The sequence below is a fragment of the Bacillus sp. UMB0728 genome (assembly GCF_002858875.1).
GTDB lineage: Bacteria > Bacillota > Bacilli > Bacillales > Cytobacillaceae > Bacillus_AB > Bacillus_AB infantis.
The window spans coordinates 105714-131675 of the sequence record NZ_PKLA01000005.1 but is presented as its reverse complement, the minus strand read 5'-3'; the positions used below and the strand labels follow the sequence as shown (position 1 = coordinate 131675).

General features: G+C 38.1%; 21 protein-coding genes. 3 read left to right on the top strand and 18 right to left on the bottom strand.

The window, feature by feature from the left end; all coding sequences use genetic code 11:
* Positions 1-12 precede the first annotated feature (12 nt).
* Positions 13-870 (bottom strand): MurR/RpiR family transcriptional regulator, encoded by an 858-nt coding sequence (locus tag CYJ37_RS19920; RefSeq protein WP_180827391.1) that lies wholly within the window; start codon positions 868-870, stop codon positions 13-15.
* Positions 871-991: 121 nt separating this feature from the next.
* On the bottom strand, positions 992-2383 hold the full coding sequence (locus CYJ37_RS19915) for a YfcC family protein (protein ID WP_257964257.1): 1392 nt from the start codon (positions 2381-2383) through the stop codon (positions 992-994).
* Positions 2384-2921: 538 nt separating this feature from the next.
* On the opposite strand from CYJ37_RS19915, the gene CYJ37_RS19910 reads away from it, so the two are divergent.
* Both CYJ37_RS19910 and CYJ37_RS19905 read left to right on the top strand, forming a co-directional pair.
* A complete protein-coding gene (locus tag CYJ37_RS19910; protein WP_257964256.1) occupies positions 2922-4043 on the top strand; it encodes a hypothetical protein in 1122 nt (373 codons plus the stop codon).
* 53 nt (positions 4044-4096) lie between these two features.
* Positions 4097-4531, top strand: a complete 435-nt coding sequence (locus CYJ37_RS19905; RefSeq protein WP_101551319.1) for a hypothetical protein — start codon at positions 4097-4099, stop codon at positions 4529-4531.
* A 169-nt stretch (positions 4532-4700) separates the two neighbouring features.
* On the opposite strand, the gene CYJ37_RS19900 is transcribed toward CYJ37_RS19905, so the two are convergent.
* The 4 genes from CYJ37_RS19900 to CYJ37_RS19885 form a co-directional block, all read right to left on the bottom strand.
* Positions 4701-6017: a replicative DNA helicase gene (locus CYJ37_RS19900; protein WP_101551317.1), complete on the bottom strand. Its 1317-nt coding sequence runs from the start codon at positions 6015-6017 to the stop codon at positions 4701-4703.
* Positions 5968-6252 carry a hypothetical protein gene (locus CYJ37_RS19895; RefSeq protein ID WP_180827390.1) on the bottom strand — a complete coding sequence of 95 codons (285 nt, stop codon included), beginning with the start codon at positions 6250-6252 and terminating at the stop codon, positions 5968-5970. The genes CYJ37_RS19900 and CYJ37_RS19895 overlap by 50 nt, the downstream gene beginning before the upstream one ends.
* Before the next feature lie 20 nt (positions 6253-6272).
* Positions 6273-7166, bottom strand: a complete 894-nt coding sequence (locus CYJ37_RS19890) for a hypothetical protein (RefSeq protein ID WP_101551313.1) — start codon at positions 7164-7166, stop codon at positions 6273-6275.
* Positions 7167-7430: 264 nt separating this feature from the next.
* Positions 7431-7730, bottom strand: a complete 300-nt coding sequence (locus CYJ37_RS19885) for a hypothetical protein (protein ID WP_101551310.1) — start codon at positions 7728-7730, stop codon at positions 7431-7433.
* Between the two features lie 599 nt (positions 7731-8329).
* On the opposite strand from CYJ37_RS19885, the gene CYJ37_RS19875 reads away from it, so the two are divergent.
* Positions 8330-8791 (top strand): hypothetical protein, encoded by a 462-nt coding sequence (locus CYJ37_RS19875; protein ID WP_101551307.1) that lies wholly within the window; start codon positions 8330-8332, stop codon positions 8789-8791.
* Positions 8792-9128: 337 nt separating this feature from the next.
* Here CYJ37_RS19875 and CYJ37_RS19870 read toward each other — a convergent pair whose 3' ends face one another.
* The 12 genes from CYJ37_RS19870 to CYJ37_RS19815 all read right to left on the bottom strand — a co-directional run bounded on the left by CYJ37_RS19870 (position 9129) and on the right by CYJ37_RS19815 (position 25846).
* On the bottom strand, positions 9129-10973 hold the full coding sequence (locus CYJ37_RS19870) for a PDDEXK-like family protein (RefSeq protein WP_101551305.1): 1845 nt from the start codon (positions 10971-10973) through the stop codon (positions 9129-9131).
* 180 nt (positions 10974-11153) lie between these two features.
* Complete coding sequence (locus CYJ37_RS19865; protein ID WP_101551303.1) at positions 11154-11741, bottom strand: hypothetical protein; 588 nt, start codon at positions 11739-11741, stop codon at positions 11154-11156.
* Between the two features lie 167 nt (positions 11742-11908).
* A complete protein-coding gene (locus CYJ37_RS19860) occupies positions 11909-12301 on the bottom strand; it encodes a hypothetical protein (RefSeq protein ID WP_101551301.1) in 393 nt (130 codons plus the stop codon).
* Positions 12302-12326: 25 nt separating this feature from the next.
* Complete coding sequence (locus CYJ37_RS19855) at positions 12327-12839, bottom strand: hypothetical protein (RefSeq protein ID WP_101551299.1); 513 nt, start codon at positions 12837-12839, stop codon at positions 12327-12329.
* Between the two features lie 171 nt (positions 12840-13010).
* Positions 13011-15896 (bottom strand): DUF3427 domain-containing protein, encoded by a 2886-nt coding sequence (locus tag CYJ37_RS19850; RefSeq protein WP_101551297.1) that lies wholly within the window; start codon positions 15894-15896, stop codon positions 13011-13013.
* A gap of 113 nt (positions 15897-16009) precedes the next feature.
* Positions 16010-16405, bottom strand: a complete 396-nt coding sequence (locus CYJ37_RS19845; protein WP_101551296.1) for a (deoxy)nucleoside triphosphate pyrophosphohydrolase — start codon at positions 16403-16405, stop codon at positions 16010-16012.
* Between the two features lie 234 nt (positions 16406-16639).
* On the bottom strand, positions 16640-17455 hold the full coding sequence (locus CYJ37_RS19840; RefSeq protein ID WP_101551295.1) for a hypothetical protein: 816 nt from the start codon (positions 17453-17455) through the stop codon (positions 16640-16642).
* 349 nt (positions 17456-17804) lie between these two features.
* The gene (locus tag CYJ37_RS19835; protein ID WP_101551721.1) at positions 17805-20228 is read right to left on the bottom strand and encodes a DEAD/DEAH box helicase family protein; all 2424 of its coding nucleotides are present in this window, start codon (positions 20226-20228) and stop codon (positions 17805-17807) included.
* 4 nt (positions 20229-20232) lie between these two features.
* Positions 20233-20556 carry a nucleoside triphosphate pyrophosphohydrolase gene (locus CYJ37_RS19830; RefSeq protein WP_101551293.1) on the bottom strand — a complete coding sequence of 108 codons (324 nt, stop codon included), beginning with the start codon at positions 20554-20556 and terminating at the stop codon, positions 20233-20235.
* Positions 20557-20701: 145 nt separating this feature from the next.
* Complete coding sequence (locus CYJ37_RS19825; RefSeq protein ID WP_101551291.1) at positions 20702-22837, bottom strand: DEAD/DEAH box helicase; 2136 nt, start codon at positions 22835-22837, stop codon at positions 20702-20704.
* Between the two features lie 8 nt (positions 22838-22845).
* Positions 22846-24159, bottom strand: a complete 1314-nt coding sequence (locus tag CYJ37_RS19820) for an ATP-binding protein (protein WP_101551289.1) — start codon at positions 24157-24159, stop codon at positions 22846-22848.
* A 1-nt stretch (position 24160) separates the two neighbouring features.
* A complete protein-coding gene (locus CYJ37_RS19815) occupies positions 24161-25846 on the bottom strand; it encodes a TerB N-terminal domain-containing protein (RefSeq protein WP_101551287.1) in 1686 nt (561 codons plus the stop codon).
* Positions 25847-25962 lie beyond the last annotated feature (116 nt).

Here is a 25962-nt window from a genome sequence, read left to right as displayed (position 1 = left end):
TTGTAAAAACGGTCATTCAAAAACAGCATCATCCTTTTTATAAAATTCCTCCAATTTTTGAAGCCGCTCGTTCATTTGTGTATTGTCTTTATTTCGTATTCCGAAGATTAGCAAATTTAAAAAGCTAAGAACAGGAGAGATCGAATTATAACCACTTTCATCTCTATTCGTATTAGTAAGCAGCGTGATATCTGAAATTCTGCCAATTGGTGATACCTTTGTGTCAGTTATTGAAATAGTAAAAGCTCCCTGGTCTTTGGCTTTTTCTAAGAATGCAAAAGTGCTTTTTCGATAGCGGGGAAACGAAATTGCTACTACAACTGTATTTTTTGTAATGCTTAAAAGTTCTTCATATTCATTTCTATACTCAATTAATCGAACATTGTTACGAAGAAGCCCTAATGTTAACGAAAACCAAGAAGCAGCAGCAAAAGCTGTATGATAACCGACTACTAATACATTTTCAGCTTGACTTATTTGATTTACAGCCTGCTCAAATTTGTCCACTTCCAGGTTGTTTAATGATTGCTTGATAATTTGGATATCTTTTTCAATCATTCTAGAGTATGGATCACTACTATTTATGTTCAAATCAAAATCAGTTCTGGCATTGTATTTATTGCTGCTTTCAATAATTTGTTTTTGAATAGTCTTCTGCATATCGGAAAAGCCACTAAAACCTAGAGCGTAAGCTAAACGAATAACCGTTGTTTCACTAACATTAGCTTTGCTTTGAATTTCATTTATAGTGTTATAACTGGCCTTCTCCAAGTTTTGTAATATATACTCAGCGACTTTTTTCTTTCCGAGTGATAAGGTATCATACTTTTCTTTAACCAATTCTTCAAAGTTGATGGTATTTGTATTCAAATTAATGATCACCTTTCAGGAGAAATATTTACTTACATTTTATAATAATGTAGAATATTATACTTCGCAAGCAAGCCAAATTTTCCCTGATCTTTTTGAATACATGTTAGATGCATCTTGACTAAAACGGACCATAATTAATAAGAACGGCAACCACAACAAAGGCTATGCCAATAAGTGTCCAAAGACACATTAATGGGAAGGCGAAGCGGATCCATCTAACCCATGAAACACCGCCAACAGCTAAGACTGCCATCAGCACTCCTGAAGTTGGTGTGATAATATTTGTAATCCCATCACCTAATTTAAAGGCAATAACAGCTGTTTGTCTTGTCAGCCCAAGCATATCTGCCAAAGGGGTTAACATAGGCATGACAACAGCTGCCTGACCACTGCCTGACGGAACTAGAAAATTAAAGAGCCAATTGAAGATAAACATCGCTAATGCCCCGAACATAGGTGATAAATTGCTGAGAGGAATAAATAGTGCATTTACTACAGTGTCTAATATTAATCCCTGTTCCATTAGAACGGTGATAGCTTTTGCTATACCAATAATCAAAGCTCCATATAAGAGATTTTTAGCGCCGCCCATAAAGACTTTTACAAATGTATTGGGACCCATTCTAGCAATAAGAGCGCTTCCAATAGCATTAATGATGAAGATTGCTGACAGCTCATTAATACCCCAGCCGTTATTGATAGATCCATAGACGAAAATCCCTAAACAAAGTGTAAAGTAGAGGATAAGCAATTTATGTGTACCATTAAAGGATGGTACTGTTTTATCATCAGTTGATGAAACAGAATCACTAAATGGCTGTTCTCCCATAAAACTTTTTGCTGGATCAGCGCTGATTTTTTTAATATATAGAGATACATAAATTATAGTTACAATAATCAGGGCAAAAAACAGTACGATTCGCAGGACTACACCAGAAAAAAGCGGCAAGCCGGCAATTTCTTGAGCAACCCCTAATGTTATCGGATCGAATACAGCAGCTGCTGACCCCGAAAAGTAACCTAAATAAACAATAGCTATCCCGGCAATTGCATCCAGCTTTAATGCTTTAGCAAGAATAATTCCTAAGGGAATAAAAGCAATAACTGCATTTGAGCCAACTCCAATTGCTGAAATAACTCCAAATAAAGTAGAAACAACAGCAACAAGCAAGTATTTCTGATTTCTGGTTTTATCAACCAATACCCTTACTCCAGAATCTATTGTTCCAGATGCTTCAATAACGGCAATTGCCCCGCCCATTATTATTACCAGGCCAATAAGATTTGCAGTATCAATAATGCCGTATTGAATGGAAAGAAACAAATCCATAATACCTAATCTCTCAGAATCTACTAAATGAAAGGTACCAGGAATAACAGTAGGGCGGCCTTCTGTGGTTCGTTCAAACTCTCCGGCTGGAATGATAAAACTCGCTAACCATACCAGGACAAGAAGGCCAAATAAAATAACAAAAGCATCTGGCATCCCCTTTATCTTCAATCTTTTCAAAAAAAATCGCCCCCCTATATACTTAGATTTAATTTTTTTAAAACAATACAAACACTGATGAATAATAGCGCTTTCATTTTAAAGGTTAAAATAACTCTGTCAAAAATAACTCTGCTTTTATTCTATCAAATAGTAAACCCTCCTTTTAAGTAATGAAGAATAAACTTCTGTATAACACTTTAGAAGAAGTTTATTCTTCATAATAGGATTTTAGCATATGAAAATTTAAAGTCAAATTTTTTCGAATTGTTTTTATAATGATTCTTTAGAATTACAGGAGCTGAAACTGCATTTCAAGAATTTTGAAAGAGGGATTATTATTTTATATCTAATTAGTGGTAAACAGCTGGCATTCTGGGGTACACATTTTGTAATTAGTTGGTAAATATCATGTCAAAGGCGCTACATCTCAATGAATGTTACCATAGAGTAATAGATTCCCCTCCCCGAGGGTATAGAGACTAACAGGAACAGGTCCCCAGCCCAGCCACAAAAGGAGCCAAGGGACCTCTTATAAATTTTTATTAGGTGGGATTACGTGAATAAGAGATTGAGAACAGGGGCTTGTCTGGCAGCCATCCCCTATTTGATGTTAGCAGGCTGCTCGCAATCGGTAACGTCGTCAGAGGAAGGATCAAAGATGCATGAAGAGTCAAAGCTGCCTCTTAGTGAGATGCAGTATACGCTTGAAGAAGCTGCAAAGTCACCAAGGTTTGCACGTGAAGCGTCGTACCAGGCAATTAAACCTTCTGAAGGAGCACAGCCGCTGAAAACCAAGTATACAAGTCAGCAGCTTGAGGAAATGCCAAAGACACAGGCACATGGAGGCAGTACGAAAAGAAGCGTTCCTTTAGGCCAGACCTTGACAGCTGGCGCCGAGGATCAAACTGACGGACCGCTGAAGGAACATCGAATTGTTTCCTATTATGGTCATCCCAACTCGAAAAACATGGGAATCCTGGGAGAATACAGTCCTGAGGTATTTATGGAAAAATTGCTGGCCCAAACGAAGGAGTATTCCGAATTGGATCCTGAGCGGCCAGCCATCCCGGCGATTGAATTGATTTCGACCGTCGCCCAGCGGAGCCCGGGAGATGATAGTGATTACATACACCCGACAGCCAGTGAAGATATAGAAACATATGCGAAATTGGCCGAAGAAAACAACGCCCTGCTGATCCTGGATATCCAGCTTGCCCGTGATACCGTCATGAACCAGGTCAAATCGGTGGATAAATACCTAAAACTGCCTTTCGTCCACCTAGCCATCGATACCGAATTCCATGTCAAAGAAGGACAAATGCCCGGAGTGGATCTGGGCACAGTCGACGGGAAGGAAATTCAAGAGGCAATCGAATATGTATCAAACCTAACAGCCGAAAATGGACTGCCTGACAAACTGGTCATCGTCCATCAATTCGCAGGAAATGTCCTCATCAACAAGGACTCCATCCACCCCACAGACAACACAGAAGTCGTCATCAACTTCGACGGCCATGGATTGGATGCCATCAAAAGAGCCGGATACAATGAATTTGTGCAAAAGGAGCCTATTCAGTACGGCGGGTTTAAAGTGTTTTATAAGAAGGATGAGCCGTTGATGACACCTAAGGATGTTTTGGAATTGGATCCTGCTCCGGGTTTTGTTAATTATCAATAGTAGAGAGCCAAGGGGTCTGTCCCCTTGGCCTTTGAGCCGGGGGGTCAGACCCCTTGGCTCAAAATTGGAAGGTGATATTATTGAGGAGATATTCAATCCTTGCTTTGGCACTATTGGGTGTTTTAGTAATTGGGCTTGTAGTATATGAATTAGTATTTAATGAAACAGATACCCATGAAAACAGCCTTTTAAATGCCTATGATAATTATATGAAACATAATGAATACGAAAGCCTAGAATACCATCCTGATGAAGAGTATGTATATTCTTTATATGAAAAATCATCAGATAGCACTATAGGGTTAGTAGAATTTCAAAATAGCAGGGAAGTAAAATCAGAAGAGATAAAGCAAGGAAAATCGGATTTTTATGTGATTCTTCTCAAAGGAAAATATAATAATTATGTTGGAGTAAAGTTTGAAAAGGGGCCTCAAAAAGTAGGCTATATTGAGTTAGTTTCAAAAGAAGGAAAAATCCTATACAATTAGTTACATAGCAAGAACAATGTTAGACCCTAATAACATTCAGACGATAAAGGTTTTCACCAAAGACGGAGAGGAATTATACCAGGAAGATATATAGGAGCCGGGGGGACAGGTCCCTTGGCCCACCATCAGAAAGAGCCAAGGGGTCTGTCCCCTTGGCTCCCTTGACTCCTCACCCCCAAAACCGCCCAACCTCCTTCTCAAACCCCAACCTAACCATCCCCACCGGCCCATTCCGATTCTTCGCAATATTCACCTCCACTTCATTCCCCACCTCACTCTTGCTGTCATAATAAGCATCCCTATACAAAAACAGCACCAAATCCGCATCCTGCTCAATATTGCCTGAATCGCGCAGATCAGAAAGCCGGGGACGTTTGTCCGCCCTTGACTCCACTCCCCTGGACAGCTGCGACAAGAGGATAATAGGAATCTTGAATTCCTTCGCCATGCTCTTCAGCTGCTTTGTGATGTACCCGATGGAAAGGTCGTGGCGGTCAAAGCGCTCCTTGACGGTAATGAGCTGTAGGTAGTCTATGACGACAAGGAATGGCTCCGTCGGATGCTCACGCTTCAGGTTCATGATATGCTGGCGGATTTCCATCAGGGTGACAAGCCCGTTCTCCTCCACGGTCAGTTTGGCTTTATACACGCTGTTCATGGCCTCCTGCATCCTCCCCATCTCTTCCATCGACAGATATTTATGAGGATTATGCCATTTCATCATGTTGATGCCGGACAGGCTGCAGAGCAGCCGCTGGAAGATTTGCTTTGCGCTCATTTCCAGTGAGAAGACAAGAGATATCCCGTTCCTGCTTGCACACTCCCAGGCGAGCTGGATGGCAAGCGCTGTCTTTCCCATTGAGGGCCTTGCTGCGAGAATGATGAGTTCCCCTTCCTTCCAGCCTCCGGTCAGCCCATTCAGTGTTTCAAATCCAGTGTCCACGCCCGGGAGTCCTGTCTTCTGTTCATATAGCGATTCATACAGCTGCAGCATAAGTTCATCTTTTGTCATTTTGTCTTTGTTGTTAAGAGTGTGGTATTGGATGAGCGTTTTATAAAGCTCTGCCGCAGATTCAGGGGTGAAATCGCCAAGGAAATAGTGGGCGGATTTGCGGATCAGGCCCAGCTGGTAATACTTAAGGACAATCTGTTCATACTGATCAAGATTGGCCGCCGTCGGACAGCTATTGGCGACTTCCACCAGATAACTCACGCCACCGGCATTCTCAATCTGGTCGCCCAGCTCTTCCACCAGCATGACCATGTCAATCTTCAGTTTCTTGCTCTCCAAGGCCCTCATCGCGGAAAAAATCTGCCGGTTCTCCGCCTGTGTGAAATGCTCCGGTCCCAAAGTCAGCTGCTCAATCACCTGTGGCTCAAGCAGTACTGCCCCAAGTATCATGCTTTCTGCCTCCAGCAGCTTCTCCCTCGGCTGATCACTCCTCCCAAGGCGGTCGTAGTTTATCCCTATACCTTCTGTCCCCAATCTTCTTCTCCCCTTCCCGTTCCCATTCTCTCATCATGTCCAGCACCGTTGTCTCCGTCTCATCCCTCACATAAAGGTGAGCCAGTGCCGGCCGGTATGAATTTTGCCTGATATAAGCATCCAGCCGCTGCTTCACGGCCGGATACCTGCATTCTGATAAATGCTGATGCCAGATTTCAAGAGTATCAAGGTCCATCCGCTTTCCGGGAAAAGCAAGATGGATTTCCTTGATCACCCTGTTGAACTCCTCCAGCGTCATGCATTCTCCACTCTCTCACCCAAGGCAGCAAGCGCCTCTTCCAGCCTCTGCTCCAGCACCTCCGGCGGTTCATACGATTCCAGGATCTTCTCCAAATATTTCGGGCTGTTGATCGTATCATGCACATCGCCCTGCTCCACCTTGTCAAACTGCTCGTCCATAAACGCTGTCAGCTGCTCAGTCGATAGCGGAGACTCACAGATTCTTTCAATCGCTGTCAAATCCATTGCTGTCAGGAAAAAGCCTTTGCCTCTCCTTACCATGAAATGTTCAGCAACAGCAGCGATTTTTGCTCTCCGGACATCTTCGGAGATGCTGTTGTTGTTGTTGTTTTTATTCTTTCTTTTCTCTCTTTTATTTCTTTTCTCTATTGTGTCTTCAGGTTCGATTCGCGAGTCCTCCACGTCCGATTCACGTGTAGGCGGCAAAAAAGGATCCTGTTCGTTTTCAGCCTGTACTTCTGCCGTATTTTTCGCTTCCACTTCAGCCAATTCACGGCCATCTGCTGGTTCCTCCACACCCATTCCAGCCAGTTCTCGGCCATCCGCAGGTTCCTCCACTCCAAGCACCGTAAACAAAAACCCATGCGGAAACCGCTCCGCCGTAATCAGACCGAGCTTCTCCAGCCGCTTAATCGAACGCTGAATCCGCGAATGACTGTAAAAATCCTTCTTCTTCACATTATAAAACCACAGATCCTCCCGCAGCAGAGTGATCGAACGAACATACTGCCCCGCATTCAGCACTAACTCACCGCACGGCACCTCATCCTTCACCATCGCATCACTCTTCAGCAGCAAATACAACCGCAAATCCTCCACATGATGAAATACCTCACTCCACCGAACCTGCCTCTCAAACTGAGTCCACCCATTCATCTGCATCTGCATTACCAACCACTCCTTTTTGTTTGTTCACCTCTTATATATAGATGTGAATGGGAAATGGACATGGTGTGCGGAACTTTTTTTTGGTTGTTCCATGGGGTCTGGGCCAGGGGGTCAGGTCCCTCGGCTCTTTTGTGGGCACTGGGGTCAGGTCCCCTGGCTCTTTTCAAGGTTTATTCAAAATCCCCCCACCTTCCATGGAATATATATTAATATCACCCCTATCAAACTCATTTCACTTACAAAAAGATTCTTAGGAGGAAGAAGTTAAACAAGGCAGATTGTCGCGAGCCACAGAGACAGGTCCCTTGGCCCAACATCCCAAGGGGTCTGTCCCCTTGGCTTCAGGTGGGCATTTAATAGAATAACTGGACCATGTCCGCCTTGATATTTCTTTTGAGCGAGGATGTTATCTTTAGAATCGACCGTCACGTGATCTACAAGAGGAGTAAGGATTTCCATCACATGTTCTCGGACATTTTTCTCCAAACCGCTTTCTCCATCAATGTTTAGGAGTTCTTCGTGCTGGTCTAAAAACAGCAGCTTAGCAATTTCCTCTGTTGGCATTTCAAGCATTCCAGGATCAATCTTTATTGCTTTTTCAACTAAATCTAAAAGCTCAGCCCTAGTATATAAGGAAGAATAAAATGCTGACCTTGGATCCTGATTTTTTTAGGGGGAGATTATCCGAAAAGTTTTTCGACTTTATCCATCTTCACTCCAGGGCGGAAACCGATGAAAGCATGTCTTCTGCCATTTCCATCACAGCTTTCCATTGTAAATACTGCCATTCGAATAAGTTGACGAATCAATCCGCTTATATCAAATCCAATTCCCTGATTTTTGGTTCTTCTTTCTCAGCATGAAACCATAATCCTTCTCTATGACCTCTATCTGGAAAATCAGTTGCAGCAAGCCATTCTTTTTTTGAAACATGCTTAAGTAGATCTTAATAATGAAGTCCTGCTGTGTAAAATGTACTCACCAAACTGATAGGCTTCAGAAACAGAAATATTAGGGGATCTAACGCTAAGCTCTATTCACAATTTTCGCCGTTAGACCTATTCACATATCTGTTTAGCCATTGGGTTATGTAAATTGTAAATGTTTCTTTGAAAAAACTATGGTAATATTAGGTTTATTATTTTTTTACGAGGATGGTTATTGTGCCTATTATTATTTTATTCTTAGTTATTGTTTTTTTCGTTCCAATAGTTTCTTGGGTATTATTTTCTTTACTGGGAATATTAATGCTATTTTATAAAGCACTTCCTTATATACTGGCTGGTTTTGCGGTAATCGGGGTTTCATTGTTTTTACTAAATAAGACAATTGATTTTTCTTTATCATCGAAATTTGGAAGAAAAAAAAGCATAGGTGAATTCACCAAAGAACTGGTAGATCAGAATGAAAATATTATCTTCGATATCGGTGTAAATTGGCACAATGCAATCTCTATTGGAAGATACTATTTAATAAATGAAAAATTCGAAAATTGTCCAACATATAAGAAATTGAAAAAGGATGATAAAGAAAAAATGGAATTAGTTATTGAAAAGATCTTTACTCCAGCTCTTTCGGAGGTTAAACGAAAGACAAAATTTCCAGTAGATAAAAAAAGAAGGTAAATTGAGTATTGCGACACAAACAGCCTCTTGCGGAGTTTTAATCACTATTTACGGATTATGTGGCCAATGAATGCATATTAGAGAGCCGCTGGCCTATTCTTACCAGCGGCTCTCTTTTTACTTAATTAACGTGTCGCCACTAAATTGTGCCGCTCACGCATGGGATATCCCCATCAATAAGAATCTTGTAGAAATTAATTGCTATCATACTGATCTATGGCTACAAACATGTATGCACCCTCTTTCACCAATCCATTAACTTTAATATGTAAATCAGGTCACCTGGCCAACCTTAAGAAGAGCCAAGGGACCTGTCCCCTTGGCTCTATGCTTTGCTCTATAAACACTCAATTAACTTAAGTAAGCTTTGATTCTTAGAATCTTTATATAAATATTCCATTGCTTGATAGACTTCTTTTTCATCCTCCCAATTACGTATTACTACACTCTCTGAAAAAATACGGGTATACCTAGCTGAAGGGAGTTTTGACTTTACCGAGAATCCTACACCCATTTCTTCAAGTTGTTCAATAATTGATAAGCGCTTCTCTGGAACTAATGGGCCCAGTTCTAAGGTTAGTTTCAGTCGTCCATCCTTTAACCTCTCATACCAATATGTAAAGGTACTGTCATGCCACCACCACTTCATTCGTGTGACACCATAACTATTCTCAAGCTCTCTAAAGATAGGGACAAGGAAAGAAGCATCATGATTTTTTATTTTGTAAAGGTCACTTGGAATTCCATGATTCATTGCAAATTTTACGAAAGCGTCTTTCGGAATTATTCGTTTTGGTGGGTTATAGTCTAATGCATTTGTGTCGGTAAATTCTAATTCATTTTGTTGTTGTTCTATTTTTATTAGGCTTTCAATAGCTGTTGCAATTTGTTTTAACAAGTTATTAAATAGGTCACTGTTATATAACCTTTCCATGCCTCCAACTATATTTGATTTATCTGCCCAATCACTTATCAATGTTGCCTCAGTATAAATTTTAGTATACTTTTTGCCTTCTAACTTTGCTGAAGAACGGAAAGTTACACCTTGGATTTCAAGAGCATTTAGTATCTGTACTCTCTTATCATAAGGAACTGGTCCTACCTCAACGTTAATTTTCAGAAGATCGTCCCAAGTTCGTTCAAACCAAATGATTAGACCATGCCCTAACCAATATCCTTGCTCTGGCCTTCCAATTATCTCATCAAAATCTTGCCATTCGGGCAGTATGAAGTTAGGAACTCTTACATGTGCATTGTATGCCTCTTGGGGAATTTCCTCTTTATGAGCAAATGCTAAAAACGCTTGACGTAAAACATTACTTCCAATTCTAAAGATGAAATCTATAGTCTTTTTCTTTTTAAAATAAATTTGTTTTAACGCTAATTGTTGACTCAAAGATAAATTATCAATCTGCATATATAAATCTTTAAATCTAGGTTGTTTACGAAACTCACTATGTTGACTAACAAATAAGGCGTCAATAGCTGCCTGATTCCTTTGGTATACTTCAAGAGCCATTTGTATAGATTCCTCATCTTCTACAAGTTCTTCATGTAAAATTGCTGTATAGTAGGTGAGGAAATCATGAATGTTATCTGCTATTACTTCTTGGTTTAACTCTAGATGTTGAGTGATTATATCGAGTATGTCATGGTAGTTTAACGACCAATACTCTGGATGTGATGGTGCATCACTTGCTAGTGTTAGGTATACAGGTAATATTGTGTAACCCTTGTATTGTTCAGTTACGTAATCAAGGTAATCTATTAATTGATTTTCTGATTCTGAGGCACGAAACTTATTTTCTATTACAATTACTACTTTTAAGGAAGGCAGTTCTATTAAAAGATCAATAAATCTCCCATTAGATGTTTTTACCTCACGATTAACCACAGTATCTGTTAAAGTTGAATAAAGAAGTGGTAAGTAATCTACATTAGCTAACATTTCTTCATTCTCGCTTTTTGTAACTAAACGAGATAATACCTTTTTTATAAAAAAACTACCAAACTGATGATTCTCATCGGGATCTAGTAACCAAGCCAGAACATTTGAATGACGAATTTCAAACTGGTCAACTCTTAATACCTTTAAAGGGTTAAATTGATGGAACATTTTATGTAAAATTGCAAATTCCTTTGAATGATCAAGTTGTGCTATAGAATCAAAAGAGTAACTCATCCTTTTCCTCCCAATAAATTAAAAATAAACTAATGAAAATGGTCTCTTTTAATTGAAATATTATTACTTCTAAATACTTCCCAGGCATCAGAGAGCCGCAGGGACAGGTCCCTTAAGAGGCCTGTCTCTCCGGCTTTTAAAAGGTATTTCTAGCATTCAACTCACCGTACTAGTAATCATTTAGTTCTTCCATACATACTCAGGGGTATACAAATCGGCAATATTTAATAGCTCAATGGACAACTTTCTGGTAACAGCATAGCATAGGACGGTAGTATATATATCGAACATGTGAGAATCCTTTTCCTGCCACAAGGAGTGTTTCGCATCATTATAAGGTTTAACTATAACCTTTAAATCTTTATATAAGAGGTCATTTAACTTTATACTTGCTATTTTATAAGATAACGCTTGACCTAATGGTATTCTAGATATCTTAAATATACGTTTAATTAGAGACTCTAAATGCAAACCACACATATGTATTATCTCTCTGGTGAGCCATTCAATCTGTTGGTGATCCATTTTAAAGTAGGCGTGAATATATTGGAATGGTCTGAAAATATCCCTGTCTTTTGTATGATATCTTCCCGTATTATCATTTCGATTAATGTTATGGATCCCTACTCCGTCATTTAATGACAGGTCAAACATACATACTTGTCTAAAAATATTCTCTTCATCATTATTATTAATGTCTTCAAAGAAGTTTAATTGTTCACGAGTCAGTCTTCTCATGGCAATTTCAAGTAACTGATCCTTATTCACATTGATCACCTACATATTAAAGAATACTTGTCCAATTCTTCTCAAGCCTTTTAAAAACAACTTTTCCTGAATCGGTTTCCATTTTCCCACCCATCACTGCTAAATTAAACACCATATCACCATGACCCATATATTTATTCTCTAATATTATCGCTTCAACTTTCTACTTATATCGTTAAATACTTAGGATTAATCCTTACTCTTTCTTCTAAATAATGCTTTCTCCAATAAAAATTATCTCTTAATCTATTTTGGCATTGGGATGTAAACTCATCTCTTACCCTTGGATTTTCAAATATGAAATAGTCCCGATTCTTTTGGGTACTCAGCATACTCATAAAAGAAAAACCATATGTAGCATAATTTTTTAATCCTGAACTTTCTCTTGGAATAAACGTCGTAATTTCTCGAATAGTGAACACTTTGCCAAGATCTACTCTACTTTTTTCCACTGCAATAAGAAAACGTAAAAACAACTTATCGGCATTTACCCTGTTTTCTATATTTGTGGTAGAAAATAGTTTGTATTGATCTGATTCCCATTCCAGTGCTAGCATCATTGTTAACCCCCTATATATTTCAATATTATTTATACTTTCCTATCCACTGAACCAACCTAGTTTTGCTCGAGTCATACCACTGCGAACACAACAAATACTTCTTCCCCAAAATACTAATAGGCTTAGCATAATACCGGCTCCGCCCAGTATGATCCATCTTAAGTTCATCAATCTTACCCATGTCCGTTACTTCCCTCAGCAAAGGAAAATTCAAGTCAAAGGTATTTTTCGAGTATCTTTTGTCCATTAAATTCTCTATCACGGATAGTGGAACACTGCCACTTTCCAAAAGGTTTTTCAAGTCTGTCTTGGCGATAACCCCTATCTTCCTTTCAAAAGCAGGCACGGTTTCTACTGCTCCCGCTACAGCCACCTCTTTTTCAGCAGCATTGTAGTCTTCAAACTTTCGGACTTTCCGATTTAACTGCTTCAGTAGCCTTTTCTTTTCCTCTATCTTTTGTTCCAACTCCAACAGTTCTTTCTGCCGTCTACTAATTGTTGTTTCAAGCTTTGAAAGTTCTAAGGATTTATTAAGCATGGAGTCCTCCTCTATACGTAACCACGATTCTGACTATATCTATGTTATTATAATTATACCAAATAAACCCATAAATAAGGGTATAATTCCCACGCATTGCCGCAGCAGGGCCACCGGGACAGGCACCTGGGCCTACAATAAAAAGAGCCAAGGGACCTGTCCCCCTGGCTCTTACTTATCCTCTATCAAATAATGATACAAAGAAGATTCAACTTCATTCTCTAATTTCAAATTCACCCGAACGACAGGTAATTCCTTTCCCTTGTCGTTTATCATTGTTCCTTCTTCTTCACTACCTAGCTCTGGGGTGGCTTTGCCTAAATAATAGAAATCTGTACCTTCATCATTGTCTTTCTTTATAAAAAGATGTAGGTCAATCCCCAGCTTTTCGGCGTTAAGGATGGTTTGTACTTCATCCGATTCCAACCTCCGATTACTTCGGGTGGACCATCTAAAAGTCTCTTGGTTAATGAATTCTTCAGTATAGTTAACACTAGATTCAACGTCGTCATTTTTATGATACGTAACAAAGATTGGACAGGTTCTGTGCTTTGTTTTATAGCCGAAGACCGTTGCACTCTCATCATTCTGCCAGTTTAGTAGTTTACAGACTTCTTTACGTGAGTATTTTTGAAATAGCGTTAACTGTTCTGAACAATTGTAACTCACACTTTTCGCCATTGCCGTTTTTATAATATCTTCTACTAACAGTTGAAAGTAAGCATTGGAAGACAGTTTCTCTTGAAGAGTCTCATTAAAAGTGTAAATGTCATTCTTAGTTTGAACTATTGGCTGATGACCATACTTCTTTACCGAATTTTGCGTGTAAAAAGAAAGATCCAGAACTCTTTGTACAGAGTTAATGGTTTCCTCACTAGTATGACAACCTTGAGAAGCCAGTTCTTCTACGAACCTTTCCTTTGTTACTTTTCCGTTCTTTAATAAAAGGTCTAAAAGTATGATTTCGTGCTTTCTTTTTCCATTCAACACCTCTTGAGAAAGCATAGTTAATATATCGAATTCATACTTTGATAGTTCAGGTGTTTCTTCTTTAATCTTATTTAGGAACTTATAAAAATTTGTATGTTCCATAACAATAACTGCCGGGTCAATCGAGTTATGCTCTATAAAATCGTATAGATACGGTACCCTACCGATTCTGTTTTTTAATTCCGTGTAAGCATCTCGTAGAATCCTTAAGGCAGTTAAGTTACTATCATTAATGGCCTTAAAAATCTGCTTCTTGGCGATCTCCTCAAAGTTTATGGTAGATACACCTTGAATATAGTGAGTGTCCTTTGTACGTCGGCGTATATTGTCCTTATTCTGGGAACGATCACCCGACAGAGCAACAGGGATGAGATAATTATTTTTATAATTCCCGATAAAATCAATGATGGTAACAAAGTCTTTTGAATCATGCTTCCTTAGTCCACGGCCAAGCTGTTGGATAAAGACAATACTTGATTGGGTCTGCCTTAACATGACCACCTGATTTACACTTGGTATGTCAACACCCTCATTAAAAATATCAACGGTGATAATATAATCTAAGCTTCCATTTTCAAGTTGATTAACTCTGAGTAATCTTTCCTCAGGAGAGTGATTTCCTAGAAGAGCAACTGTATGAAGACCATGACTATTGAGTGCTTCAGAGAGTTTTGCTGCTTCTTCTTTACCACTGCAGAACATTAACCCTTTTACCTTTTCTCCCGAATAACTATAGTAGTCTATTTTCTCAAGAATATGCTGCACTCTTTCTTCTGTAACCAGTTTTGTTAACGCAGCTGTTTCATCCAGTAACTGTCCATCATATTCATAATCCGTTACACCAAAATAATGAAATGGACAAAGCATATCTTCCTCAAGAGCTTCTTGTAAACGAATCTCATAAGCAATATTGTAATCAAACAGTTCATAAATATTAAAATCATCCGTACGTTCCGGCGTAGCTGTCATCCCCATTAGAAATTTCGGCTTAAAATAATCCATCACTTTTAAATAGGATTTGGCACCCGCTTTATGAACTTCATCCACTAACACATAATCAAACTCTGTAGGATCAAACTGGTGTAAAACATTATCCTTCGAAAGTGTCTGGATAGTGGCAAATAGATACCTAGCATTCTGCTCTTTAGAATTCCCCGATAAAATACCATAGTCCCTGTCTGCGCCACCTAATATTTTCTGATAATCCGTTTTCGCTTTTTGTAAGATTTGCTCTCGATGGACGATAAATAACATTCTCTTAGGGGCAAAACTTCTAACATCAAAGGCAGAAAGATAAGTCTTCCCAGTTCCCGTTGCGGAGATCACAAGTGCTTTTTCTTTGCCTTGCTCTCTAACCTGCTGGATACTTTGAAGAGCTGCTTCCTGCATCTTGTTTGGCTGTACTTTCAAAGCTTCTTCAAGTGAATTAGTCTGGTATTGACTTGGGAGCTCAATGACTTGGGAACCATAGGAAGGTGGCCCTTGATAGAGCTTTTCGTATTCTTCGACCCATTTAGCTGTTAGTAGATCAGATTCTTTCCAGACTTCCTCAAATTGTTTAACAAAATGATGAACGATCTCTCCATTTTCATGAGAATTAAGTTTTACATTCCATTCGTAATTAGCCTTCAATGCCTGAGCTGTAAGGTTAGAGCTACCAACGATTAAAGAATAATGAGTCTCATGCTTAAAGATATATCCCTTCGAATGAAAGCCTTTCAGAGAAGTAACCCTGACTTCCAAGTTGGGAATCTTCATTAACTCCTTAAAGACCTTAGGCTGGTTGAACTGAAGGAAGGTAGATGTTAATATTCTGCCTTTAATCCCTTTTTGATTCAGATCCCAAAGATGCGACTTAAGTGTAGCCAAGCCGCTTTCTGTGATAAAAGCAACAGAGAAGAAAAAATCTTTGCAATGAGTAAGTTCCTCAAGTAGTGATGCTAATACATTCTCTTTATTTTGAGCATTATTGATCAATAACTTCGGCTTATATTTCGTCGATTTTCCATGGGCTTGATTTATGAAACCTCTATATATCGAGTCTTGTAAGTTTTGAACAAAGTCCATTTCATTATCACCATTCAATTTCCATTTTTATATTAAAATTGTAATGGTCTTTTTATCCCCTGTAAACAGTTACCATTAAAAAAGCCACCCAACCAAAAGTTGGATAGCTTTTCTCACGCGTAGACTTTTGCAATTTTATCAATAGCAGGAATATCAGCAGGAGCCCATTCGAGAGTGGACAATTCATTAGGAGCCAACCACTTTATCGCAGCATGCTCTGTAAGAACTGGTTCACCTTCAACTAGCTGACAGTAATATGTAGTCAAGTGAACAATTCCAAAATCATACTCATAAACGGTGTGTTCAATCTGTTCACCTATTTCAATTGTGCAACGCATCTCTTCTTTGATTTCTCGTTTAAGAGCATCCTCAGGCTTTTCGCCTTCTTCAATCTTACCACCAGGGAATTCCCATAATAACGGTAGGGACTTCTCGGTTCCTCTTTGAGCACAAAGGATTTTGCCGTCCTTGAAGATGACTGCTCCTACTACGTGGATATTCTTTTTCATTTGTTTCTCCTTATAATTAAGTCACTATTATAAAGATAGCACACCTTTAAGCATATCTACAATTTAGCATATGGGATTCAGATGCCCTTACAACTACTTTTTAAATTATATATTCCCAACTGTATATGTTTCTCATTAGCATTCATAAATATTACAGCCACATTACCAAAGTACTGCTGCTTGTTCAAAGAGTCGTAAAGACCGTCTTGTTGCTATAATTAGTAGTATAAAGAGTTAATCTATTGTATTTTTCAATTCTTCCTTTAAATATATATGTTTGCTTCTTATCTCTTGAGGTAACCAATCAAATATTCTTAGTGCTTTTTCAATTTTCTTTTGAGAAACAGCGATAATTATTTTTTCAACATTCTCCAGAGCTTCTATTTTCTCTTCGGTATCTTTTATCTTTTTTAACTCTTGTAAGATTTGTTTAAAACAACCTTTTCTTAGGTGACACCTCTCTTCAAGTATAGCAAGATTATTATCACTCATATATCCCTTAGTCTTTCTAAATCCATATGAAGATACAATTAACGCTAACGATAATATTGTTGCCGAATCACCCACATAGGCTAAGTAGGTATTTAATTCTTCTCCTTTAAGATTATCCAATACTAAGATTTTAATAATAATAAAAACAACGAATAACATCACAGCAGCAATTCCAAACCCATTAGAAACAATAAAACGTATATAATTGAGTAGTTTGTTGTTTGTTTTAATCATAGTGTTATTAAGATAATCGTAGATAGCTATTGGTAAGACAATCATTATTGATAGTAATAGTATTAATGGCTTTAAATTACTTAAAGTAAATAAATATATTGAGAAAAGACATACAAATAATATAATTATTTCGGTTCTTAAGGGTACACTATCCGTTTCTATATTAACTTTTAACCAACCTAAGTCATAGAGATGAATAAAGGTTGTAAATAATAGAATTAGTACTACACCTCGGTTACTAATATCAAGCATTGAACGAAGAACAGCAATTAAAACCAAATTAGTTCCTAAAAAGTAAATTGTATAATTCAAATAATATTTCATTTGTTTTTCTCCTAATCCAATTTGCTAATAAAGTAAATCTCCTGGATTTATTACTGGATTTATGCTAAGCACTCCTAGAAAACATTATAATAGTAAAAGCAATACTTTTATGGTTTATATTTAAACTTAAAAGGTCAAAAGCTGTCTCTAATAATAAGACAGCTTTGAATTTATGCAACAATTAAATTGCTTTATGTTTCATTAGGAATAGATTTCTTGCCATTGAAGACAGTGCATATGCTACTTGCTCTGGAATTTTGTCTCTTCGCCCAATTCCACATTCTTTTTCTTTGCTTCATCGTTAAAAGCAATGAGAAAAATTTTGATCATTGACGATTACATTATATTTCTATTTGAACTGGTCACCTTTTCTCTGAAAATAAGCATGCAACCTATACTCACATACTTCAGTAGTAAATTCATGGATAAGGGATTTATATTCTTCGTGAATATCTAACTTAAGATTAAAGATCCCATCCTTAAAGGATATAAGCCCACCAGAACTCCCACTCCATTTAGTCATAGGCATACTCCCAATTAGGCTCGCTACCTTCTTCTCATCATACTCCCACATCTGTTTATGAGACTTGCCTGAGAAGTCGATCGATCTCCGGAATTCTTCACTTGTTAAGTAGTAGTGGAAATACGGGGCTGCTTCCTCTGGTGTAATGGGTTTGTACCATTCAGAAGGTCCTTTTTGCAGCATTGCTTTGAGCAAGACCATCTTGTAGCTTCTCGTCATCCCGGTCTTTTCTACTACTTTCAGCCATTGCTCATAAAGCAGATAAGCATCTTCCTCTAATTTACTCAGCTCGTCTATTTCATAAAGGAAACGATGGTAGGATTTCCATTCATCGTAATAAGCCTTTGCTCCCATTCTCCCCTGCAAATGGAGCTCCAAATAGGTGGGCCTTCTCCCCAGCTCATATTTCAGCTCGAAATAAGCCTCTTTGAGTGCTTCTTTTCGGGGCTGCTTTTTACGGGCCATTTCTGCCAGTAAATCTATAACACTAGTATCTAAGTTTAAGCTGCAGTCTTGCGGAACTGTTGGGACAACTTTTGACTTGTTTCCCTTTTTACCTGGTTCTTGTTCAAACAGAGATACCTTTACGTCTGCATTCCGATAATTCCCGATCAGATCAATGATTACACAGTGGCTTTTATTTTCATGAAGGCGCAGGCCGCGTCCCACTTGCTGGGTGAACACGGTTAATGATTCTGTCGGACGAACAAACAGCAGGGTGTCTACAGATGGAATGTCTACTCCTTCATTGAATAAGTCCACTGTAAAGATGGCATCCAGTTCACCATTATCCAGCATTTTAATAGAATCTGCCCTGTCTCTGCCGGTTGAATTTGATGTCAGTGCGAGTGTGTTATAACCATTTCCATTGAAAAAGTCTGACAGAAACTCTGCTTGGCGGATAGAAGAACAAAATACTAAAGTCCTTTTTTGCTTATGCTTTTCCCACGCTCTTAGAATTCGTTCCGCATAACTTTCCTTTAGCTGAACTGCCATTAGCTGTTCCTCATCATAGCGGGACCCTAGCCAGGTTATTTGGGAATAATCGGTTTCATCATAAACCCCATAATAATTGAATGGAGATAACCAGCCATGTCCGATCGCCTGAAGGAAGTCAATTTTATAAGCAAGATTTCCCTCGCAGATAGAATAGATATCTCGATTATCATTGCGATCTGGTGTGGCTGTAATTCCAAGCAAGAATTGCGGTTGGAAGTACTCCAAAACCCTTTGATAGGTATTGGCAGCAGCATGATGAAACTCATCAATAATGATAAGATCAAAATCATTAGGACTAAAACGTTTCATATGCTTCTGCCTGCTAAGCGTATAAATGGATGCAAATACAGCAGCCTTTTCTCCGTCTTTTTCGACACCATTATAAAGCCCTGTTTCCAAATCAGGGATAACATTCTTAAAGGATTTTTCCGCTTGTTTGAGGATTTCCTCACGGTGAGCGATGAAGAGAACTCTCTTGAACTGTTTGGCAAAGAAAGCAGCCAGATAGGTTTTTCCCAGACCCGTAGCCATTACCACAAGTGCTTTTCTATAGCCTTCTTCGTACGTCTTGCTGAGCTCCTCTAAAGCTTCTAGTTGGGCAAAACGCGGAACGATTTCTCCATAAGCAGCAGGAGGCTCTAAAACAACACTCTCTGACTCAGGCTCCTTTTCTTCCGGGAGCATGAGACTTACCTCCTCCTGCTCGGTCCATACCTTTTCAAGATTCGTATGCCTTTTATGAAAATCTTCGTAGTTCCCTTTGTACTCCAACAAGCTTTCCTCATTAAGCGGGACAGTCTGATCATGATAAAACAATTGAAGAAATTCTTCAGAGCCTTCTTCAAACAGCTCCTTATTATCGTTCACAAGTAAGTTCCACTCGATCCCTTTATTCATGGCAGAAGCAGAGAGATTGGAAGAACCTATAAAGAAATGGTCATTGTCTTCTGTTTCTATTAAGTAAGCCTTAGGGTGAAAGCTGATTCCTTTGCTTTTCCAAAGTCTTACCTCAATTTCTGGATGTATAGCCAATAAACTCGCCAAGGCCTCAGGCTGAGTGATATAAAGGTAATCTCCTGTCAGAATTTTAACATCTGCTCCCTGCTCTGCTGCAAAAAGCAATGCTGGTTCTAACAATCGTACACCCGATTTCATTGAGAAAGAAGTAAGGATATAGATCGTCCTGCCAAAAATAATCTTTTCCTGCAGCTGTTCTCCTAAACGAGAAGTTATTAACTGATAGGGTTTCATAAAATCAATCTTCAACCTCAATCAAGAAGATCTTTTCTCCAAATCCTCCGCGCTTCTCGGCTTTTTTTTCACGCACTTTCTCAACCTCTTCAATGGATGAACCATGATGATGAGCTAAAGAGTGGATAATCTCCAATAGATCTGCCAGCTCTTCCACCGCATCTTCATCGGTTTCTGCCGCACAATATTCATCCAGTTCTTCATAGCTTTTCTGCTGCAGATACTTGATGTAATCCTGATCATTTAATATTTTTGTAGAGAACTTCTTTCCGCTTTGCTCGATAATTTGCGGGATTTTATCGCGGACTAATTTGTTGTAGGTTGGCATATGTATGACCTCCTGATTATGTAAATTACAAAGACTTCTACTTTATAAATTTAGTATAACGGTAAGAGAGAGGGTTAAACAAGGTCGTGGGGGACAGGTCCCATGACACAGTCTTAAAAAGAGCCAAGGGGTCTGTCCCCTTGGCTCATAATTCTATTAACTTCCACTCATGTTGTTGTAAATATTCTATAGTACCCTTTAAATCCAACTCATGTTTAATATGCATCTCGTCTTTAAGTTGTTCTGGAATGAATTCAGCATATTTAGATTGGAAGTCGTCTTTTTTCTTCTTTTCCTCAAGTAGTTCCTTTTCATCCCAAATAGGTTTCATTAAATCATTATGGAGCTTGGTAAGATTACCTTCGTATTCAAATTCTATTCTTCCTAATGTGTCTTTTCTCTTTGGATTAGCTCCTGCAATTTTTAGCATCCAAAATAGTGTCGTTGAAATTCGAGTAGAAGAAAATGTTTCTAAAAGATAAGAGTTATCTTTCTCTTTCCAAATAACCCTCTCGTTAGTTGCTATGTCGTATAAATGATAAGGTCTTCGCAATTCTGCTAAAGCTGCTCTTGCTTTCGAGTCGCAATATTCAAAGTCATCTTCAGAACAGAGAATTTCCATCATTTTTTCCCCAATTCTTCTATGAATTTTTCCTCCGCTCCCCAAATACTTAGGTGGTTTACCATTTACTGCTTTGTTTACGTATGCTTTATTCCTATCAGTGTCTAAAAAGATTATGGTCCATAATCGCCCGGATAAAATTACGTTATCTCCTTCGAAGATAAATGGAGTTTTATCAATTTTGCCTATTTTTCGTGTGCCTTCAACTACTTCATATTCTTCATTAGTCATAAATACAGAATAAAATTCTTTACTTCGCAGAATTCTTTCCCCTTCCAGTCCTACAATTATTTCTCCTTTTCCGCTCAGTGTTTCGAGAATATCATGCTGGATCATATGGTGGATTAATAATTCTACTTTACTTAAATTAAGGGAATGGAAAATATCGTTTTTTTCAACAAGCCCCAGTAATGTTTTGATTGTGGCACCATTTTTTTCTGCACAAATAGAAATGATTTGGTGAAACAAAATATCATAGGGAACAGCATAACCATAAGCAGGCTCTATCCATTTATCTAGCACTAATTCCATGACTGCCAGAGACTGCAGCAAGCTATCTTTTCCGGTACTGTAAAGCTGCAGCATCTGTTCGGCATCTCTTTCCCTGCCAGATCGACCCAGCCTCTGTTTGAGTGAAGATACAGTATAAGTACTATCTAACTGGACGACTAAATCTACATTCCCTATATCAATTCCTAACTCTAATGAACTTGTAGCTACAACACTTTTTGGTTCTTTAGTTTCCGACATTACTTTTTCTACGTATTCCCGCTCTTTCTTATCTATTGATGAATGATGGGGATAGTAAGTTTCCCCTGCTCCGTCTCTGTTTGCCAATCGATTAAGAAAAACAGTTGTTTCTTCAACACTGCCTCTGCTGTTGCAGAAAATAATTGATTTTTGTTCTTTTGTAAGGTCCCTCATGTCTTCGAACAACTCGACTGGCTTTTTATTACCTTCTTCTGTTTCAAAGTACATGAGGCTATATAATAAATGTTTATCTGATGACTTATCTTCAATGATATTTACATTTTCAGGATGTTTAAAGTTTATCCATTCTTTTACAAGATTAAAGTTGCCAATTGTGGCCGATAAACCTATAATCCTTGGCCTGGTTTGCGCAAACTCCTCAATACGTGATAGTAATGACCTTAGTTGGACACCTCTTTCTTTATCTATAAAAGAATGTATCTCGTCTATAACAATAAAATCTAATTCTTTGAAAAGTGTTGGCAGGGCTCCAGGTCTATTGATAAATAAACTTTCTATGGATTCAGGAGTAATCTGAAGGATACCTGTTGGATTTTTTATAAATTTTTGTTTTTTACTTTGTGAAACATCCCCATGCCAACGATGGATATCAATATTCATGTATTCACACAGCTTGTTGATCCGATCAAACTGATTGTTAATAAGAGCTTTTAATGGTGAGATATACATAACTTTCAATGCCTGATCGGCAGTATCTTCTACATCTGTTAATATAGGCAAAAAAGCTGCTTCCGTTTTACCGGAAGCAGTACCAGCTGATAACACAATATCTTTGTTGGTTTGTAATATAGCGGAAATTGCTATTTCTTGAATAACAGTGAAACTTGACCATTTCATATCCCAAATTTTCTTCTGAAGGAATTTAGATAACAGTTCAAATGAACTCATATGAAAACCTACCCTTCTGTACGAGAAAAACGGGACTGAATGCTTGGAGTTGTCGTTACAGATTGTTCCGCTTTCCCAAATATTTGTTCACGATCATACTTAGGGTTTTGATGCAATATATTTAAAGCTCCCAAGAAACCACGTATGATATCTCCAACTGTTAAATGGTCAGCTGCTCCTGGACGATTGTATTCTGCCACAATATAACGTTTAATTTCATCATCTGTTATGGACGTCTCATAACTATTATGGGCAGCATGTATATCCCGAAGGCGCTGCATTAATAGAAAGGTTTCATCTGTTTTTAATGGTGTTAGTTTAATAACAGGTTGAGACAGATCCCGGAATTCAGCTGTTTCAAATTTATTCGTTTCTAATCTTCGCTTTAAAGCACCATAACTAAATAATCCACGGCGCTCATCTTCTAAGAACTCCACGGTTCCTCCAAAAGTGATATATAATCCTTCAATGCTACCTTGAAGTGTATCATTGTATATCTTTAAAATGGTTTCATAGTTCTTCTCTCTAGTTTGAGGATGTGTAATTTTGTAAAGGTTGATCGCTTCATCTAGATTGACCACCAGTCCGGAATAACCAATTTGTTTAACAAACTGAGACAAGATTTTGATATAGTTATACCAGTTATTATCGTCTATAATATCGCGTACACCCAGGTCGGTTTTTGCTTCTGTTCTTGTGCCATACTCACCACGCAGCCAACGAAGGGCTCTTCGCTGTAAGTCTTGGTTATCTTTTACAAAACCTCGAAAGTATTGAGTAAGAATCCGGGCAAAGTCAAATCCTCCGGTAAGCTCATCCATCTTAGAGATTACATTCGTAATTTCCCGTTCGACATGGCTAACAAATAACGGATTATCAAATTCAACACTGTTAAGGTTCTTTTCTTGCATAACTTTCATTTGCACTTCATTTATCCACTTATCCAAGATACTAGGCAAAGCATTGCCTTCAGGCTGGGTAGAAGTAGATAAATTCTTCATCAACTCACTGTATAGCGCTACCGCTTTATTTTCCGTTCCATATAAGCGGCGTTCAGGAGTAAAGTCAGCAGAGGTTACCACAAACTTCTCGTTAAAAGCTAATTGCTTAATAAACCCTTGAATGAAACTTTTCCCGCTTCCGAAAGGCCCAATAAAGAACTTAATAATTGAAGTACCCTTTTTAACATGATCCAGGTCAGACATGATTTGCTTAGCTTCATCAGTTCTCCCAACCATAATGTGTTGAATACCTCTGTTGGGTACTACTCCTCCGCTTAAAGAGTTAAGGATCGCAGATGAATCACGTTTTTTAATCTTCATTTCAAGTTACCTCTCCCTTTAACAAGTTGACCACTACTTCAAACTCTTCATAAATAGAAAGAAATTCTCCGTCATCTTCTAAAAAATTATCTTCCAGAGAATCTTGAGCCTTTTCATTCAATGAGCTTAAGACAACCCCCAGCATTTGTCCCTTCGCTTTAAGAAATAAGACCGCTTCACTCTTAGAGCATTCCAAATCCTTAAATTGCTGAATGAATGCTTTCTCTGTAGCTGATAAGGAATCTACGAAAACTTCTATCTGTTCACTATCTATATCGTCTCCTGAGCTAGAGAAAAACTTATTAAGTCCCTTATCTTTTTCTTCTATCTCTGGTTCCCCAAGATCAGCATCACCTAAAATTTCCTTATCTTCGTCCTGCGGTTCTATAGATCTTCTTTCCACTTCATCCACCAGAAGATCTGTTTCTTCTTTTAGCTGCTTGATTCTTTCATCGTTAAACTCAATAACAAATTTAGGTTTGTCATCCGGTTTTAGAGGAATTGCACTTCCTGTTTTCTCTCCCGCTTTTGTTTTTACTGTCTTAAAACGGCCTTTCTCTTTAGGACGAGATAAGAACTCAATCATATCCTCCTTGAGTTCTGAAGAAAATATTCCCTCATCCATTTGAAGCTGCCGTTTCTCGCCATTTAATAAACGGGTTACATTTTCTGATAATCTAAAAAACGCACTTACTTCCTTGAGCAATCGCTCTGTTGGGTAAATATTAACATTTTTATATTTTATAAAATTGTTCTCTGCCCGAATGGATACCATTCCAGGGAACAGCCAACGTTGTTCTGTCTCTTCTCTTTGTTCAAAATATACATCAATTAACTTTTTATTATTGCGTTTTAAATGGCTCGATTCTAATAAAGGAAGACATTCTTTAAAAGTTTTATAAATCTTATTTTTATTTTCTACAAAAAACTTAGATGGACGATGCTTTGTCAAATAATTCTTCCAATAAGTGATGGAGATGCGGGATAAGCTATCTTGTCTCTCATTTAGCTGTTTATATAGCGGGGGAACCTGGGGAGGATTTGGACTCCATTTTTCAGCTAAGCGGTATTCCCCTAATTCGTACAACATGTCTCCGATTAATCTAATGAACCGCTCGATAGGATGTTGATCTTTATACGCTTTATATAAACGGTCCATCATACTCAAGTTGAAAGCCGCATTAGGATTAAAAGAATAATTAATCAGTTCATATACAAATACATAAATATAACTTAGATCAGTTTCCGGATAGTGACCATTTATCACTTGTTCTCGCCAGTAAAAATACCAGTTTTTTTGTTCCTTATTCATGTCAGAGAACGTGGAGTAGAAAGCTTGAAAACGAGGCATCTCACATTTGGGATGTGTCATATTTTTATATTTAATTGAATCTCTCACGAAGTTTCTCTCTCTTACATCATAAGTAACTGTAAAGGTAATACCGTTTCTGTTTTCAGAGTTTGGCTTACTTACTGCAGCAGCAAGCATATTTAAAATTTTTGGTGTCGTTTTTATGTGTTTAAATTGATCAATATATACACTTTCTTCAATATAAAAAGAGTATTGATTAACTTGATTTTGCTTAGTTTCAGGATTGACGAAGTGAGTTGTTTTAGTAACCTCAGGTGCTTTATCACTTTTTATACTAACTTTCTTATCTCTGTTGAATAGATTCTTAAAAAACATAGAACTCACCCTTTTGTTTCGATAGTCTAATCCTATTTTACTGGAACCGATATGAATTTGGAACAATTATTCCAATTCATGATGCTGATCAAACTCCCACCGACTTTAAAATTCGT